Raw genomic sequence first — 16,295 nt, 5'->3', positions numbered from 1 at the left:
CTAGGCCTTGGCCTTCCACTTCCCAGCATCTTGCAGGGCAGTTGATCCTGCGGCCGGTGCGCTCACCTGCCTCCATAGGATTCAGGTTTGAAATCGTTCGCCGTGGCCAGCCTCGGGGTCAACATTGATCACATCGCCAACGTGCGCCAGGCACGGAGAACGGTGGAACCCGATCCTGTGCCGATGGCTCTTCTGGCAGAGCTCGGCGGCGCTGATGGCATCACCGTTCACCTTCGTGAGGACCGTCGCCACATTCAGGACAGGGATGTGGATCTGTTGCGTCAGACGGTGCGGACCCGCCTGAATCTTGAGATGGCAGCAACCGATGAAATGATCTCCATCGCGCTTCGGGTGCAACCCGATATGGTCACTCTTGTGCCGGAACGACGTGAAGAGGTTTCGACCGAGGGCGGACTCGACGTGAGCAGCCAACGCGCTGACCTCAGCATCAAGATCAGCTCTCTGCAGGACGCTGGGATTCCAGTCAGCCTTTTTGTGGACCCAGAAAAGGGTCAACTGCAGGCTTGCCGTGATTGCAAGGCCCGTTGGGTTGAGTTGCATACCGGCACCTATGCCGAATCAAAATGGACCGATCAACCAGCAGAACTGGCTCGGCTGATTGAAGCGACAGCCTTGGCTCGCTCGTTTGGCCTGAGAGTGAATGCGGGGCATGGCCTCACGTATCAAAACGTTGAACCGGTTGCTTGCATCGACGGGATGGAAGAGCTGAATATCGGTCATTCGATCGTGGCCAGGTCTCTTGCTGTGGGGCTGCAGCAGGCCGTCCGGGAGATGAGGTCCTTGGTTCAGAATCCTCGTCGGGAACCTCTGTTCGGAAGCTATCCAGGATGACCACTTATCACTTCGTCGCTGCCAGCGAGCGTTTCCTCACTGAGGAGGAGCCTCTTGAAGAGGTGCTGAAGGAGCGCAGACGTCATTACGCCGAGGAAGGACGAGAGATCGATTTCTGGCTGGTGCGCAGACCAGCTTTTCTGAGCAGTCCGGAACTCTCAGTGGTCAAGAAGGAGGTCCCTGAGCCCTCTGCGGCTGTGGTGTCCACCGACGCAACGTTCATCACATTTATGAAGTTGCGTCTTGAATTTGTGCTTGAAGGTCGTTTTGAGGCTCCCACCAACACCATCCCAGATCCCCTGGCCTCCCTGAGCTGATCTCGACTCAGAATGGGTTGGTTTGGTGGTTGCTTGCACCTCAGCCTTACTCCAGAGCAATGATGTGTTGCCTATTTGGATCACATCGTGACCGATGAGGATCTCCAGGGAGGGCGTGGTCAGGATCCGTGTCCTGAGGATGCAACCAACAAAGACTATCCCTGGTTGTGATTTTTTTTGAGACTGCTGTTCAATCAGTGGATCGTTCTTATAAATGGAGTGTTGCGCCGTGGTGATCTGTGAAGATGATGCCCTCTTCAGCACTGGCACAAGCGTTTTATATCAGCCCACAATTCTCTCGCCTGCAGGTTGAAACCAAGGACTACCGGCTTCATCCCGTCCTCGGAGGGATCAGCAGCACCCGTTGGGATGCTTATGAGCGTTTCGCAAAACGCAATTCACTGTTGGTGGATCGGCTGTCAGACCTCGAGGAGCTTCCGCTTGCAGTCAAATTGAATCGAAGACCTCAAGAGTCTCCTCTTGATCGCTTGCCGGAGTCTCTGGGAATTCGTGTGAAAGCAGAAACAAATGCAAAGCTCAGACAACGCGGTTTGATATCGGGTGATCGTCGAAACAATCAGTTAATAGGAAGTCGCCGCGATGACATACTCTTCGGTCGCTCGGGTGATGACATCCTGATCGGCGGTTCGGGTGATGACCTTCTGTCTGGAGGTGCAGGTGCTGATCTCTTCCTCTTTCGCGACTCGGAGCGTGTTGACTCTATTTTTTCTGACACAATCACGGATTTTCGTCCGGATCAGGGAGATCGGATTCTTATTGAAGGAGCCAGCCATTTCGTTGGTTCAAAGGGGTTTACAGGACGTCCGGGTGAGGTTCAAGCCATTACTTGGATGGTGGATCTGATACCAGGCCAAGAAGGCAATCTGCAGCCTTGGATGATTCAGGGTGTCAGTCTGGCTATTGATGATGATGGCGATCAGCGAGCTGACGGATTTGTCGAAATTCCTGGGTTGACATCCGTTGAGGCTGACTGGTTAGGAATCAGTTGAATCCATTCAGTGATGCCATCCTTGCTCCTCTGCAGCAGGTGATCAGCAAGGAAACCCAGCGGGAGCTTGGGCTCTGTCTGAAATTTCAGATGTCGGTACGCAAAAATCACTCCAATGTGGGATCCGTGATGGGGCTAGGTCTTGCAACGGTGATCCATCAGCGCCAAGACCCATCTCATCAGCACCATCCAAGCCGATAGCCTGCAAGCCGCTTGGGCTCAAGCAAAGTCCCTCTTCCCCTACGCAGACCTTGGCTTGGTGGTTGATGAGGAAGATTGATTCATAGCCCATTCGAAGTTGACGACAAAAACCCTTGGTTTTGGATGTGGATCCAGTGGCTCACCAAGGCAATGGCTTCGATTGAGTCTCCATGATTGCAATGAACTTGCCACATGAGCTTTGAATCACGTGCTCGTGACTTCCATCACTTGTCGGACCTGATGCTTTGGGAATTCGAGTAAGCAATGAAAAATAGGTTGTTAGATCGTTAGTATCACAATCTAGGCAGCAATCGTTTCGCAATACACTCTCACTTTCGGTGTGAAGTTGTTTTCTGCCATGGACTTGTTGCTGCGATGACCCCCCCCGGTGAAATACTTACCCCGACGGCAACGTTCAACCTTTAAGGCTTAGAGGAGGCGGATCTCCTCTTGAGCAGAACCTGATCGTCCTCAGTTGATCACCTCAACGATGACGCTGGCTGTGCCGTCTTCATCGATGTCGAGGGCATCGGCTGCACCGTGGGCCAGGTCAATCACCGTCCCCTTTTTGTATGGCTTGCGGTCGTTGATCACCACCGTCACGCTTTCATTGGTGTCGACTCTGGTGACTTTTACCTCAGTGCCCAGCGGCAAGCTGCTGTGAGCCGCCGTCATTGTTCCCTTTTTGAGTACGTCACCGCTTGCGGTTTTGCGGCCGTAATACCCCGGGCCATACCAAGTGGCTCTCCCTTTCATCGTCTTCACGGTGTCTTCGCTTGCCAAGTGCGGCTTTTGTTTCGACTCTGTTTCATCGGCCTTTGTCGGCGCTTCTGGTACTGAAGAGGAGTTGGCTGAGGATTGGTTCGTGGTGCATCCACAAACTCCGAGCATGATCAAAATCGCTGCCAGGAAGTTGAAACGCAGGAGATTGCCCATTATCAAAAAGGGGGTCTTCTAATTACTTAGCAATCGGGATTGGATCCGTCGATAACCTCCTGACAACCGAGGTCTCCGACCATCCACTCGGCAGTGTCGCTCTTGAAGGGTCAGGCACAGCTCTTGAGAACTCACCTCGCTGCTGCTGGCTTCAGTTGGTCATTGGCGACTGGCATCAGTCTGTTGTTGGTGCAATTCCACCCTTGCAATGGGGATGTGTGCGGCTAATCGCAATGGGGAAAGGATTCTTCGACGGTGTCACTGGTTTCATGGCTATTTCAGCAACTGCTCCTCCAGCAGCATGTTGAATCCGAGTAGTTGTTCATCACTCAGTTGCTGCCTTGATCCCACCTGGAAGTTGCTTTGGAGAAACTCTCGAGCCTGCTGTTGCTCCCAATTGAGGCGCTTCAGAATCTCATCGCACTGATTGACAAGATCAGAACGCCGTAAAGGGATTCCAGCAGTTGTTGCATCGCTAGAAGCTGGTAGTTCACGCAGGCGCTTGAGATAAGCCACGAGATCACTGAAGCGTGTGAGGCGATGTCTGCTGCTGTGACCAAACGCCCGCTCAAGATAAATGGATTCATTGGCACGATCCCAGCCGATGCGTTGCAATTCCAGATCGATTGCCGTGAGCTCTTCGCTCCAATCGTCGGGATCAGTGGGTGCCTCATTGACCGCGGTGGGTGCCGCGTGATCGCCCGAGGGCTGGATTGGTTCGACCGTTGTTGCTATCGGCGGCTCAGAGACAGGTGTTGGCTTCTGTGCAACCCGATCCCCTTCCTGGCTGCTGCGGCGCACGAGTTCTTTGCTGCCGGCTGCGGGTGCCCTGAACGTGTCCAGTCGTTGCTTCAGTCGGGCAATGGCCTGATCCTCTGCTTCGGTTGCCGTGGGCGCTTCGCCCAGGGCACTGCCCAGCGACGTGTCGCCGTCAAAGCCTTCCACTCGAACAATGCAGCGCTGGTCGTTGTGATGGCAAAGCTGGGCTTGGGTTTTCATGCCACTGGTCGGCGCGTCCCATTTCTAGGCTGGGTTGATGGACACAGCTGCACTGCCCTCATTAACCGCCTGGCTGGACGGCGTTGATCACCTTGGTGAGCTACTCCCGTTGTTACCGGTTTTAGTGAGTCTGGAACTGCTGTTATCGGCTGACAATGCCATTGCGCTGGCCGCGATTGCCCGAAAGCAGAGTGATCCTGCTCTCGAGCGCCAGGCTCTCAATCTGGGTGTGTTGATGGCGTTCGTGCTCCGTGTGGCGCTCATCCTCATGGCGCAATGGGTCCTCGCCTTCCCACCGATCCAGCTGCTGGCAGGTGGATATCTCCTATGGCTTTGTTATCAACATTGGCGACCCACAGACCTTGATGACGACGCAAAGACCTCATTGGACTCTTCGTCGACGGTGAGCTTTCGCCGAACAGTCGTCACTCTGGCAGTCACTGATTTGGCGTTCTCGATCGACAGTGTCGCTGCCGCTGTTGCAATCAGTGATCAGTTGTTCCTTGTGATCACTGGCGCTCTGATCGGTGTGGTCGCTCTGCGCTTCACGTCCGGCTTGTTCATCCAATGGCTGAAGATCTATTCAAGACTCGAATCGGCTGGATACCTCGCAGTGGCATTCGTTGGATTCAAGTTGCTGATTCAGCTGGTCTTCCCGATGATCGATGTTCCTGAGCTGTTGACCCTATCGGTGGTGGCCCTTTTGATGGTCTGGGGATTTTCGATTCGTCTGCCTCTCATTGCTGAAGAGACATAACCGTGCTCATCGAGATTCGTCAGTTCGGAAGTGAGCAGCCGATTGATCGGTTGGAAATGGAGGATCCTCCCCACCCAGGCCGTTGGTTTTCGATCGACTCCAGAAGTTTCCTGGTGATGCAGAGGCGGCATCGGTACCGCCTTCGCTCTGGACGCTATGAACTTCGGTCTGTTGTCTTGCTGGTGAAGACACAGAAGCAACCGGACGATGCTCGCTGGTTCCTTCATGGCTGGGTGATCGGCGATCCCAGTTGTCGGTTCAATGCACGAAGCCCACTCTTGCGTTGTGCCGTGCTCCCGGAGGGTCCCTGCGAACGCTGTGTGCACCGTGAGGTTGCGCCTTAGCTTCTGCTTTCAGAATGGAGCGGTGAAAACACCGAGGATCGATGAAACGCGAGCGATGCTGGGTGTGGTTTCGAGGTGGCATCAATGAGTTGCCCCAGTGGGTTGGTGGTTTTTATGCCTCCACGGATGATCAGGAAGGGATCCTGATTCAGCACTCGACGTATCGCGATTGCAGGGTTCCTGCTTGGAGGGTCACGCAGCAGGAACCCAGTGATCCCCATGCCGCTCCAGAGATCCCTGACAATGCTGCTTGGCAATTGTTCTGAGGGCTCTTCGATGCAGCATTCCTCCTTGCGGGTCAGAGCTGTGCTTTTGGAATTTCTCAAATTTCGCGTTCTCGCAGCTCAGCAGACCTTTTTCCGTGATGAGACCCCCGAGCACCGTCGTGCCTGGCTTGCGCGCGTTCACCCCCAGGCACTCGTTCTCAGTGATCAGCAGCTCGATGAGGTCTGGAACCAGGCGCAGTTGCTCTACGCCGATCACTAAGAGGTGAATGGATGGCCCCGTAGGGTGTGGCTTGCGGCGGCATCACAATCAGCGCAGTTTCTGTCTCCATTGATCCTCAGGCTTTGTTTTCGGATCTGGGATTAGGTGAACCCCTGCTGGAGGCACTCCAGGACAAGGGTTATACCCATCCATCACCGATTCAGGCGCAGGCGATTCCTGCAGTGATTGATGGCAGGGATGTGATGGCAGCTGCGCAAACCGGTACAGGGAAAACAGCTGGTTTCACGTTGCCGGTGCTGGAGAGACTTCGGCACGGCAAACCGGCTGGACGAGGCCAGATTCGCGCTCTTGTCCTCACGCCCACCAGGGAACTCGCCGCCCAGGTCCTTGAGAATGTGAGGGCTTACAGCAGTCACTTGCCTCTCCGCAGCGATGTTGTGTTCGGCGGCGTGAAGGCCAACCCACAGATCAATCGCCTTCGTGGGGGAGTGGATCTGCTGGTGGCCACGCCCGGACGGTTGCTTGATCTTCATCAGCAGGGGGCCCTGCACTTTGATCAGCTGGAGTGTCTGGTTCTTGATGAAGCTGATCGCATGCTCGATATGGGTTTCATTCATGACATCCGTCGCTTGATCAGGTTGATGCCTGTGAAGCGTCAAACACTTCTGTTTTCCGCCACGTTCAGTGCACCAATTCGCAAGTTGGCGTCGGGCCTTCTCCACGATCCAGTGCATCTTCAAGTCACGCCAGAAAATCAGACGGCGCGATCGGTGGAGCAAGTGGTGCATCCTTGTGACATGGCGCGCAAAAGTGATTTGCTCAGCCATCTCATTCGTGCGGGTGACTGGCGTCAGGTGCTCGTGTTCTCGCGCACCAAGCACGGAGCCAATCGGGTTGCTGACCGTCTCAGCAAGGAAGGCCTTTCCGCGGCGGCCATCCATGGCAACAAGAGTCAGGGGGCCAGAACCCGTGCCCTTCAGGGTTTCAAGCAAGGAAACATCCGGGTGCTCGTCGCTACGGATATCGCCGCCAGAGGCATCGATATTCAGCAGCTTCCCCATGTGGTGAATCTGGATCTGCCGAATGTGGCGGAAGATTACGTGCACCGCATCGGTCGTACGGGTCGTGCGGGGGAAACGGGGCATGCAGTGTCCCTGGTTGCCGCTGAAGAAGCGCTTCTCCTCAAAGCGATCGAGCGGCTGACGGGTGAAGAGCTGACGCGTCAGACCGTGGACGGGTTTGAGCCCACTGTGCTCAAGGCTCCCCCCCTGGATCTCAGCGGTGGTCGCAAGCGCCCACCTGGCAAACCCAGAGCGCGCAGCGCACCCTCACCCGTACGCGGCCGTCATCGCTAAGGGTTCGCCGCGAGCCCCATCGTGTCTCCAGGGACTGCCTGGAGCTGTTGGATCAGAGTCTGCCCGCTGCTTCTGGCCTTCCCCTCCAGTTGGGCTTCACGAATCAGGATTGGACAGCCACTGGTACTCACCACCAGCCCTGAACCAGAGCAGTGAAGAACCTGGCCGGGGGAATGCGCACCGGTGCTCCAACGCCCCACCAAGGCGCGGGCGTCTTCAGACAGTGCATCCTTGAGACGCTCGATCAGCGGTTCCGTTGCCAGTACCTTCAGGCGGCGATCCTTCCAGACCGTGACGGCTCCCGGATACAAACCCATCACCTTTCGATGGGTTGTTAGAGCTGGATCACTCCAGGTCAATTGAACGTCGTCTTTGGTAAGCATGCGGGCGTAGGTGCCCTGGTCTGGTTGTTGGCGCACGTTGAGTCGCGACCAACGATCTGCTTCCGGCCCTGGTCCAGCCGCCTCGATGGCTGGCATCGCCTCCAGCATCAGATCGGCGGTGAGCCGGCTGAGTCGTTCTCCCAGTTGATGGGCATTCTCAAGGAGGCCGATCGGCAGGCGTTGCTCCAGGAACACCGGACCCGTATCCAGGCCCTCTTCCATGGCCATGATCCCTACGCCTGTTTCTGGGTCCCCCTCAAGAATTGACCATTGAATCGGTCCCGCACCTCTCCAACGGGGAAGCAAAGAGCCATGCCCGTTCCAGCAGCCCAAAGGCGGGTGTTGAAGGATCTCCTTGGGCAGGATCTGGCCGAAGGCAACCACCACAGACACATCGGCACCCAGAGCATTCAGCTCTTGCTGGCACTCCGGGTCCCGTCGGATCTTTTCCGGTGTGAACACGGGACAGCCCAGCTCTTGAGCCCTTGCTTTGACAGGCGACGCGACCAATTGTTTGCCCCGACCTCGTCGCCGATCCGGTTGGGTCACCACACCGACGATCTGATGCCCTGCCTTATGGAGTGTGTCGAGGGTTGGTACGGCGTAGGCCGGTGTGCCCCAGAACAGGATATTTAAAGCCAAAGCAGTCGCGCTGTGAGTGAATCAGGCTTCGCCGGTGATGGCGAGACCATCCACCCACACATGGGGGCACACCCCTTCGTGGGTGACGATGGGATCGGCTTCGATCTGAACAATGGATCGAAGGAGCTCTCGTATATCGCCAGCAACCGTTGCTGCCTCAACGGAAATGCGCTCACCTCCATTCACCAACCAGCCGTCGAAGGGAAGCGAGAACGATCCTTGGCTGGCCTTGACTCCGGCATGGAGAGCATTGAGGCTCTCGATCATCACGAACGAATCCTGGGTTTTTCTGTGATCCAGATGATCGGCTGGAGGTCTGCACCCTTCACTGCGATGAACCTCAAACCAGTCCGGTCCAACAGAAACCTTGGCTCCTAAACCGGCATGTCCGGTGGGTTGCACCCCAAACTTTCTGGCGGTGGCTTCTGAGTGCAGGAAGCTCTCCAGATGCCCATCCCCAATCAGTCGCAGGGCACGGGTTGGTGTTCCTTCGCCATCGAAGGGCATCGCTCCGACGTGGGCAGGGTGAAGCCCGTTATCGATGAGATTGAAGAAGGGAACGGCCAGTTGTTGGCCGATCGTGTCGGGCTTGCTCAGGCTCACACCGTCGAGCACGGCGCGGGCATTGAACATGCTGCTGAAAGCACTGATGAGATCGAGAAAAGCTTCCGGTGTGAAGCACACCAGATAGCGACCCGTATCAATCGGTCTGTAGTTGAGATGGCTGATGGTGCGTTCGGCTGCTTCATCGATGCATCCCTTGAGATCCAGGTCGGTGCTGCCGAGAGCCAGTCGTACCGCACCTCCACTTCTGGGTTTCCGTCCCTGTTCTTCAGCGCGGGCGAACAGATAAAGACTGGCTTGGGTGCGTTGTGCCTGACGGAGAGCGCCATCACTGTTGAGGTAGATGCGCTCGCTGCTCCCCTCATTGAGGCCGTTGTAAGGGACCGTTTCGATTGCAGGGTGCCTGCTGAGGAGCTCCTTCTCTGCCTCAAGAAGATGCTTGAGCAGGGATTGAATGCCTTCGGAGTCCTTGAGAGGTCGATCCAGAGGTTCTGTTGGAGCGTTTGCCAGGGGTGAGAAGTGGGGAACCTCATCGCTGTTCCCGAAGGCGCTGGCCTGATGGGCGCCCATCAACGCCTTTTCCAGGCCTGATTCCGAAAGATCGGAGGTGCTGGTGATTCCCACCAGGCCTTGCTGATTCCACACACGCACGGTGATGGAACTGCGTTGGGACGCTTTCAGCTGTTTGGCTTCACCGCGATCAACCTGAACAGATGCACTGTTGCTCCGACTGGCTCCGAGATCCCATTGCGAGATCCCTTCACGAGATGCGAGATGGTGGAGCCGATCACGCAGAGCCGAGACGTTCAGAGGTGTATTTCCCACGATCAGCGGCCTCCCACGGTGATGGAATCAACTTTGACGTGGGGTTGTCCCACGGTCACGAAGACGCTTCCGCTCACTGAACCGCAATAGCCGGCGGCAAGATCAAGATCATCGGCACACATAGAAATCCGTGGCATGACCTCTTTGGCTTCACCGATCAGGGTGGCTCCTTTCACAGGCTTGCTGAGGGTTCCGTTTTCAATCAAATAGCCCTCTTCAACGGAAAAGTTGAACTGTCCGGTGGGGCCAACACTTCCGCCTCCCATGGATTTGCAGTAAAGCCCGCGATCCACGGATCCGATCAGATCATCAATGCTGTGAGGACCAGCAGCGATGTAGGTGTTGCGCATCCGACTTGCGGCTGCGAATCCGTGGCTCTGGCGGCGACCACTGCCGGTACGGGCGTGACCGGTGCGCAGCTCTCCTGCACGGTCGCTGATAAACCGCTTCAGGACTCCTTTTTCGATCAGAACTGTTCGCTGCGGCTCCATTCCCTCGTCGTCCATGGACATGGAGCCAAAGGCCCCGTCACTCAACCCTTCATCGATGGCAGTGACCGCTGGATGGGCTATGGATTCGCCGATGCTCTCGGCGAATGGTGTGGTGCCGCGTTCGATCTGGGTTGTTTCCAGCAAGTGCCCGCAGGCTTCATGGAAGATCACGCCACCAAATCGGTTGGCGAGCACCACAGGCATCTGGCCACCGTCCACATAGTCAGCACGCAGCATGGTGGACGCACTGGCGCACACCTCTTGAGCGGAGGCTTCAATGTTCCAGTCGCACAGATCATTGGGTTTGTCGGTAGTTCCGTACCGACGAGCGATGCTGGCGCGGTGGTCACCGTCTGCAGCCAGCACACTGAGGCCGCTGGATTGATGCAGCCTGATGTCGCGAGCGAAGGTGCCGTCACTGGCAGCCACGAGCACTTCCTGCCAGTCCCGGGAGAAATTGCCGCGCCTTACTTCAAGATGCTGACCAAGGCGCTGCAGGCATTGCGTTCCTTCAAGCAGACGCTGGGTGATGACATCAAGATTGGGTGTGCGCTCCAACCAATCGTTTTTCGTCGCAGCGAAATTTCTGAGAGCGCTGAGACCTTGAAATGAATTGGAACCGGAGAGGGTGGATCGTTCCAGTTGAAGCATGGCCAACGCTTGCTCCAGTGCCTCGGTCAAACCGGCGTCACTGAGATCGTTGGTGCTCACGAATCCATCCCTCGCACCCCGGAACACCCGGATGCCAGCTCCCATTCCGAAGGCCGGCGAAACGCTGGTGATCTTGTCTTGTTCAGCGAGCACTCCCAAGTGGTCGGTGCGCTCGAGGAAGACTTCAACGAGATCGGCTCCTGCTGCCAGACCGACACTCAACAGTGTGTTGAGGCGTTGCTCCCATGGCGAGCAACCGGGGTCCAGGTTGAAGATCCCGGTTGTAGAAATTGTCGTGGTTTGCATCAGCGCACGCTGGGTTGAAACTGCTCGCTGCGCACTGGAGCCATCAAAAAGAGCGACGCCATCTGCCCGCCGTTGGCAATCCAGTGGGGAAGTTTGCGCAACCACTTGATCGGTGCTGGTGAAGCACTGGCATCCACGGCATCCAGGGCTGCGTTGTTGGTTACTAAGTTTTCGAGCCCTGCAAAAAACTTAGGATTTTTGACATCCAAGACAACGGGGAAAACTCTGGCGGTTGTCTCGTTGGTCTTGTCAATCACCAGTCGGTCGTAGTCACGCGCATCAAGTCCCAGGGCCTCGTAAAACTCCTTGCGGGCGACGTCGCGCACGTACATCGTCGCGAAAACGGCCAGTAGGAAGAAGCGGCACCAGAGGCGTGCTCGGATGCCACGCACAGTGTTGGGTTGTGCCTTCATCAAGGCATCAAAGAAATCACCGTGGCGATTTTCGTCTTGACACCAGTTTTCAAAGAAATTGAAAATCGGGAAGATCTTGCTGTCGGGGTTCTGCTCCAGATGACGGAAAATCGTGATGTAGCGCCAATAACCAATCTTTTCAGAGAGATAGGTGGCGTAGAAAATGAATTTGGGTTTGAAAAATGTGTACTTCTTATTAGCGGTCAGGAAGCCCAGATCGAGCTGCAAACCGAAATCACTCATCGATTTGTTCAGAAACCCGGCATGGCGGGCTTCATCACGGGCCATATGAGCAAAACATTCAGCCAAAAGCGGATTTCTTGTCTTAATGCGACGGCTGAGTTCTTTGTAGAGCAAAAAGCCTGAAAACTCTGATGTGCAGCTCTGCTCAAGGAATTCAACGAAAACACGGCGTGTTTCGGGGTCGAGTTTGTCGGCGGCTCCGTCGAATTCTGCGTTGCGAACAAAGTGATGACGGTTGTAATCCTTGCGGAACTCCTCGCAGATGGCCTCCAGTTCTGCTTCGTTTGGCCGCAGATCCATTGCGGCCATGGCTTCGAAGTCCGTTGTGTAGAAGCGCGGCGTGAGGATCGTGTCCTTGGCCGGATCCTTAACGGCAACGGCTGATCCTGCGGCAGGTGCGTCGTTGACGGCGGTAGGAGGCACCATCTGTTTTTGCTCAGTACTAGTCATCGTAAGTGGCACCGTGAGGTTGCCGAGGTCTCTGTGAAGCGAGTGGTTCAGTTGCCACCAAGCCATTTCTGACCGTTGAGCCGCTGGAGCAGTCGCGATTGCAGAAGCGCGAGGGTCATTCGCTTCTCGTCGATCAGAAACGATTCCAGCAGGCTTGGTTCGGCTGCGGACTCGGCAAGGGCAATGGTTTTGCCGGAGGTGATGGCATCGGATTCGAAGCAGAGCCAAAACCTGCGCTCGCTACTGAGCTCTCCTTTCACCATCCAACACAAACCACCCACCACGGGGCGCTCTCCCTCCGAGAGAGAAAGGCTCACTGGAGCATGTCCTCGATCGGCCAAGGCCTTCGAGAGCGAGGGGAGGAAGTCTTCTTGGATGAAGGAGGCGAAAGCTTTGTCCTCGGGCTTTGGTTTGGCAGCAGGTTTTGCTTTGCCTTCACCAGCGGGTTTGGTCGTGCCTTTCGGCTTGGCAGGGGTTTCGCTCACCGGTTGTCGGTCACTGGCGGGACTGTAGACAGCATTGGTGTTACCTCACCAATCGCCGCCTACCAGTCCTCGCTGAGGGGCTTATTCCAGTCATCAGGCTCTGCAGCCTTGGATGCTCCAGCTGCCGTGGTCTTCGCCTGATCATCCATCGGCACGGTCTCAGCTTGTGCGTCGCCGCGTCGAATCACCCGAAAGGGTACGGAAACCGTTGGCGCTGGATCACGCACATCCCGTTCAGGCCACGTCACGGACGCGGCATCGGGGGGAGAATTCGGCGGTTCAGGTGGTTCCGAACGCTCAGGCGGCCATTCAAAGGGCCGCCGCACTTCGCGCTGGAGCGTGGGTTGCTGGGGAGATGCCGCCAAGGCACCTCCTGAACCCAGTGCCGCGCCGGTTGCAGCTGCAATGGCCATCCAGGCACCGATGGGCAGGGTGGGAAGCTGCCAGGTGAGGATCCGAAGGCTTCCTCCCTTCCCGAGATTCAGACCTGCCACCAGCAACGTGAGCAGCAAGGGTGACAGGCATGGAATCAGAAGCAGCCGTTGCAGCGGAGTCATGGTCGTCGTCCCTGCCAGCGGCTCTGTTCAGTCAGCGATTCGCCCAAACCGTCAAACAGGCGCATGACAAGAAAGTCGAGCATGTCGTCGAGGGATTCCGGTTGGGTGTACCAGGCTGGAATGGGCGGAGCAATCCTGGCTCCAGCTTCGGCAAGCGTTGTGAGATTGCGCAGATGAATCAGGTTCCATGGCATTTCCCTCGGGGCAATGACGAGGGGTCTGCCTTCCTTGAGGTGCACATCCGCGCTGCGCTCCAGCAGGTCTCCTGCCAGTCCAGCCGCCAGGCGCCCCACGGTTCCCATCGAGCAGGGGACAACCACCATTCCCCGCGTCACCACACTGCCACTGGCCACCACAGCGGCTTGATCATCCCAGCGATGGCAGATCAACTCGCCGGTTTGCACGTCGAGATGGTCACGCCAGAACCGTTGCTGCTGGTCGGGATCCACAGGGACAGCGATGCCCCGTTCAGCTCTCCAAACTTCGTGAGCTCCCCTGCTGACAATCACATGAACGCTGTGACCACCGCGAAGAAGCCATTGAATGCTTCGTTCCGCTAATTGTTGGGCGGACGCGCCGCTCACGCCGATCACGAAAGGAGAGATCATGCGTCTGACACGGCAACAGGCAAGGGGTCCTGTTCAGTGGACTGATCAGTGGGTACTACTTCCAGGTCGATCTGATTGCGCAATACGTCGACTTTCAGCACTTTGACCTTCACGAGGTCTCCAAGTTGATACACCCGTCGACTCCGCCGTCCCACCAGTCGATTCTGCCGAGAACGGTATTCATACCAGTCGTCATTCAACGAGCTGACGTGCACTAACCCTTCCACCATCGATGGCGGAATCTCGACGAAGAATCCATAACTTTGCACTCCACTAATCACACCGTTTTGCTCCTGATTCACCAAGGGCTCGGCGCTTCTGGCATGAGCCATCGCGATCATGTCCTTGCGTAGATCTGAAACCTGGCGTCGGCGCGTGTTGAGACGCTGAAGCATCCGTTCCCGGAACAGTTCTGCCAGTTTTTGATCCTGGGATGCGGTAAACAGCGGCCAGGTGATCTGATCACCAGCTCCCTGACGTCCGATCTCCACCTTGGTTTTATGACGCACGTTGGGACGGTCCTTTCCCTCATTCAGCAGTTGACACAGGACCTGTTGATTCAGGACATCGGCGTAATGGAGTGTCGGGCAACACCAGGGTGCTAGGGATTGAGACCAGAATGAACCATCAGTCTTGGGATTTTGGCTGTCTTGATCATCGGCCTGCATCTCTGACGCAACCTCAGTTTCAGACTCCGTGATCGCGTCATCAACTTGAACACCTGTTGCGGTCTCAGCAACATCAGCAAGTCGGTACATGGTGTCGGGCAGTGCCTGGCGAAGCTGCAGATTCAGAACGCGGCTGTACTGGCAACCGGCGACGGCCTTGGCGAGTTCGCCCGCAGAAGGCGTGCCGTCTTCGTCAAGCTCCAGCTGCACATCAAGCGCAACTGCAGCTTTAGCAACATCCGTCAGTGCTGAATCATCGGCAGGGGGAGCTTCAAGCAGCACAGCTGGAAGATTCAGGTTCTTGCAGTGATAACTCCACACACGGTGTGCCGTGCGCAGCAGCACTGCCATCAGGCATTCCGGAGCGGCAGGATTGAACGGTTCCGTCCAGTTGGTGCCATCACCATCAGGGGAAACTTGATTTAAATCCCCGAGACTGTCGAGTTGCGGTTTGGGCAGGTCAAGTTCGATCAGGCCTGCAGACTTTTCGCACTCATGGGCATTCCTGGCACAAAAAATCAGAGTCTCTAGTTGGTTAATCTGCTCTTTGATCGGTTTAAGGGACGCTGGGATCGCCCGCGATTTCGGTTTGCGATTGTCGAGAGCTGCCAGTTGTTCGTGTGTGAGTTCTGCAACTGGACGGATCTTGGTCAGGGAGAACTCCCAGTCTTTCCATTCACAGTCAGGGCCAATGTCCAGCCGCAGCGTGACTGCATCTTGAACCTCGCCGACGCGGAATGCGCTCGCCTTGGTCAGTGCCGGGCTCAGAAGCGGTATCCACTGCCGGCCAAGACAGATGCTTTCTGATTGGTTCAAGAGCCATTGGTCAAGACTGTTTCCTGGCGTTAGGCGTTCGGCCAACGCTGGCGCATGGACCCACAGGCGTGTCCCTCCTTCATGGGGAATGACATGGATGGCCGGTAAACAGACAGCCTCATCGTCAGACCAGGGCTTGAGAAGAAGAGCAGGTTGATCAGTGAGATCGTTCCTCTTCTTTGCTGCGGGTGACTTAAGCGAAGCTCGAGGTGGAGTGGGACGTTGATGGAGATTGGCTTTTGTCAACATCAGATCTCTGTCATCCTCCGCTCCTCCATTGAGAGGAAGAGAGCGAGCGACATGGCCCTGGGCCGAAAATTGCGCCACGGGGTAACGGTCTAGGACCACCTCCGCGACTGCCTCATCCGCTGAAGTCGTTGCGTAGCTCTCATCCTCAGCCGGTAGGTCGATGGCCGCAAGAAGACGATCATCGAGGGGAATGGCGATGAGTTTCTCTTCTTGTTGTTCAACAGTGGCCAGAAGACTTGTTGTGGCCCGTTCGAGAATGCATTGCACACCTCCCTCAGGTGAACGGCGGCGGCCGCCTTCCCGGGTGATGCGCACGAGCACGCGATCACCGTTCCAAGCGTGATTCAACTGATGATCGCGGATGTAAATGTCATCACCACCGTCATCTCGGATGGCGAAACAAAAACCCTTGGTGCTGCATCGAAGCCGGGCTTGCACCAAATCATCGGTGATGCATTTGTGAATGCCACCGCTTTCATCCGTGTTCAGGATTCCAAGGCGCGTGAGGGCTTCTAAAGCCAATCCAAGAGTGTGTTTCTCTGTTCGATTGCTCAAACGGAGGATCTTCTCGAGCTTTGTCGTTTCCAGGGTTCCATCGGAAGGAACCTGGTCGAGTAGATCAGCAACCGTGAATTTCATCAGAACGGATTCGGAAACCGGCCTTCAGGTCCGGGAGGAGGACAAAACGGGTGCGCAAGCAGCAGAGGGACCGCGCAACCACTTAATC

General features: G+C 56.3%; 20 protein-coding genes. 10 read left to right on the top strand and 10 right to left on the bottom strand.

Annotation, left to right across the window (positions count from 1 at the left end; all coding sequences use genetic code 11):
• The first annotated feature begins 102 nt into the window (after positions 1–102).
• The 4 genes from WH7805_RS03215 to WH7805_RS03200 all read left to right on the top strand — a co-directional run bounded on the left by WH7805_RS03215 (position 103) and on the right by WH7805_RS03200 (position 2,379).
• Positions 103–852, top strand: a complete 750-nt coding sequence (locus WH7805_RS03215; protein WP_006041532.1) for a pyridoxine 5'-phosphate synthase — start codon at positions 103–105, stop codon at positions 850–852.
• Positions 849–1,169 carry an MgPME-cyclase complex family protein gene (locus tag WH7805_RS03210; RefSeq protein WP_006041531.1) on the top strand — a complete coding sequence of 107 codons (321 nt, stop codon included), beginning with the start codon at positions 849–851 and terminating at the stop codon, positions 1,167–1,169. The genes WH7805_RS03215 and WH7805_RS03210 overlap by 4 nt, the downstream gene beginning before the upstream one ends.
• Before the next feature lie 248 nt (positions 1,170–1,417).
• Positions 1,418–2,179: a hypothetical protein gene (locus WH7805_RS03205; RefSeq protein WP_232198932.1), complete on the top strand. Its 762-nt coding sequence runs from the start codon at positions 1,418–1,420 to the stop codon at positions 2,177–2,179.
• Positions 2,176–2,379, top strand: coding sequence for a hypothetical protein (locus WH7805_RS03200; protein ID WP_006041528.1), 204 nt, complete (start codon positions 2,176–2,178; stop codon positions 2,377–2,379). Before WH7805_RS03205 ends, WH7805_RS03200 begins: the two co-directional genes overlap by 4 nt.
• Positions 2,380–2,850: 471 nt before the next feature.
• On the opposite strand, the gene WH7805_RS13505 is transcribed toward WH7805_RS03200, so the two are convergent.
• Positions 2,851–3,135 carry a septal ring lytic transglycosylase RlpA family protein gene (locus tag WH7805_RS13505; protein WP_232198931.1) on the bottom strand — a complete coding sequence of 95 codons (285 nt, stop codon included), beginning with the start codon at positions 3,133–3,135 and terminating at the stop codon, positions 2,851–2,853.
• A gap of 10 nt (positions 3,136–3,145) precedes the next feature.
• Here WH7805_RS13505 and WH7805_RS14895 point away from each other — a divergent pair, with 10 nt between their 5' ends.
• Entirely contained in the window at positions 3,146–3,337 is a 192-nt protein-coding gene (locus tag WH7805_RS14895) for a hypothetical protein (RefSeq protein WP_232198930.1), read from the top strand.
• Positions 3,338–3,588: 251 nt separating this feature from the next.
• Here the strand turns inward: WH7805_RS14895 and WH7805_RS03190 are convergent, their stop codons facing one another.
• On the bottom strand, positions 3,589–4,314 hold the full coding sequence (locus tag WH7805_RS03190; RefSeq protein WP_006041526.1) for a hypothetical protein: 726 nt from the start codon (positions 4,312–4,314) through the stop codon (positions 3,589–3,591).
• Positions 4,315–4,351: 37 nt separating this feature from the next.
• Here WH7805_RS03190 and WH7805_RS03185 point away from each other — a divergent pair, with 37 nt between their 5' ends.
• The 5 genes from WH7805_RS03185 (at position 4,352) to WH7805_RS03165 (ending at position 7,217) form a co-directional block, all read left to right on the top strand.
• Positions 4,352–5,071, top strand: coding sequence for a membrane protein (locus tag WH7805_RS03185; RefSeq protein WP_006041525.1), 720 nt, complete (start codon positions 4,352–4,354; stop codon positions 5,069–5,071).
• A gap of 2 nt (positions 5,072–5,073) precedes the next feature.
• On the top strand, positions 5,074–5,415 hold the full coding sequence (locus WH7805_RS03180; RefSeq protein ID WP_006041524.1) for a DUF6464 family protein: 342 nt from the start codon (positions 5,074–5,076) through the stop codon (positions 5,413–5,415).
• Positions 5,416–5,456: 41 nt separating this feature from the next.
• A complete protein-coding gene (locus tag WH7805_RS03175) occupies positions 5,457–5,681 on the top strand; it encodes a hypothetical protein (RefSeq protein WP_006041523.1) in 225 nt (74 codons plus the stop codon).
• A gap of 10 nt (positions 5,682–5,691) precedes the next feature.
• Positions 5,692–5,901, top strand: a complete 210-nt coding sequence (locus tag WH7805_RS03170; protein WP_006041522.1) for a hypothetical protein — start codon at positions 5,692–5,694, stop codon at positions 5,899–5,901.
• An 83-nt stretch (positions 5,902–5,984) separates the two neighbouring features.
• A complete protein-coding gene (locus tag WH7805_RS03165; RefSeq protein WP_232198929.1) occupies positions 5,985–7,217 on the top strand; it encodes a DEAD/DEAH box helicase in 1,233 nt (410 codons plus the stop codon).
• On the opposite strand, the gene fmt is transcribed toward WH7805_RS03165, so the two are convergent.
• The 8 genes from fmt to WH7805_RS03125 all read right to left on the bottom strand — a co-directional run bounded on the left by fmt (position 7,214) and on the right by WH7805_RS03125 (position 16,207).
• Positions 7,214–8,242 (bottom strand): methionyl-tRNA formyltransferase, encoded by a 1,029-nt coding sequence (gene fmt / locus WH7805_RS03160; protein WP_006041520.1) that lies wholly within the window; start codon positions 8,240–8,242, stop codon positions 7,214–7,216. The genes WH7805_RS03165 and fmt overlap by 4 nt on opposite strands.
• A gap of 21 nt (positions 8,243–8,263) precedes the next feature.
• Positions 8,264–9,631: a TldD/PmbA family protein gene (locus WH7805_RS03155; protein WP_006041519.1), complete on the bottom strand. Its 1,368-nt coding sequence runs from the start codon at positions 9,629–9,631 to the stop codon at positions 8,264–8,266.
• Positions 9,632–9,633: 2 nt separating this feature from the next.
• Positions 9,634–11,079: a TldD/PmbA family protein gene (locus tag WH7805_RS03150; protein WP_006041518.1), complete on the bottom strand. Its 1,446-nt coding sequence runs from the start codon at positions 11,077–11,079 to the stop codon at positions 9,634–9,636.
• Entirely contained in the window at positions 11,079–12,161 is a 1,083-nt protein-coding gene (acsF, locus tag WH7805_RS03145) for a magnesium-protoporphyrin IX monomethyl ester (oxidative) cyclase (protein WP_006041517.1), read from the bottom strand. The genes WH7805_RS03150 and acsF overlap by 1 nt, the downstream gene beginning before the upstream one ends.
• Before the next feature lie 71 nt (positions 12,162–12,232).
• Positions 12,233–12,670 carry a DUF2996 domain-containing protein gene (locus WH7805_RS03140; RefSeq protein WP_006041516.1) on the bottom strand — a complete coding sequence of 146 codons (438 nt, stop codon included), beginning with the start codon at positions 12,668–12,670 and terminating at the stop codon, positions 12,233–12,235.
• Positions 12,671–12,729: 59 nt separating this feature from the next.
• Complete coding sequence (locus WH7805_RS03135; protein ID WP_006041515.1) at positions 12,730–13,227, bottom strand: hypothetical protein; 498 nt, start codon at positions 13,225–13,227, stop codon at positions 12,730–12,732.
• Entirely contained in the window at positions 13,224–13,835 is a 612-nt protein-coding gene (locus tag WH7805_RS03130; RefSeq protein WP_006041514.1) for a flavin prenyltransferase UbiX, read from the bottom strand. The genes WH7805_RS03135 and WH7805_RS03130 overlap by 4 nt, the downstream gene beginning before the upstream one ends.
• Entirely contained in the window at positions 13,832–16,207 is a 2,376-nt protein-coding gene (locus WH7805_RS03125) for an RNB domain-containing ribonuclease (RefSeq protein ID WP_006041513.1), read from the bottom strand. The genes WH7805_RS03130 and WH7805_RS03125 overlap by 4 nt, the downstream gene beginning before the upstream one ends.
• Positions 16,208–16,295 lie beyond the last annotated feature (88 nt).

Source organism: Synechococcus sp. WH 7805 (genome assembly GCF_000153285.1).
Classification (GTDB): domain Bacteria; phylum Cyanobacteriota; class Cyanobacteriia; order PCC-6307; family Cyanobiaceae; genus Synechococcus_C.
The sequence above is the reverse complement of the archived record's forward strand: the minus strand, read 5'-3'. Positions and strand labels throughout refer to the sequence as shown.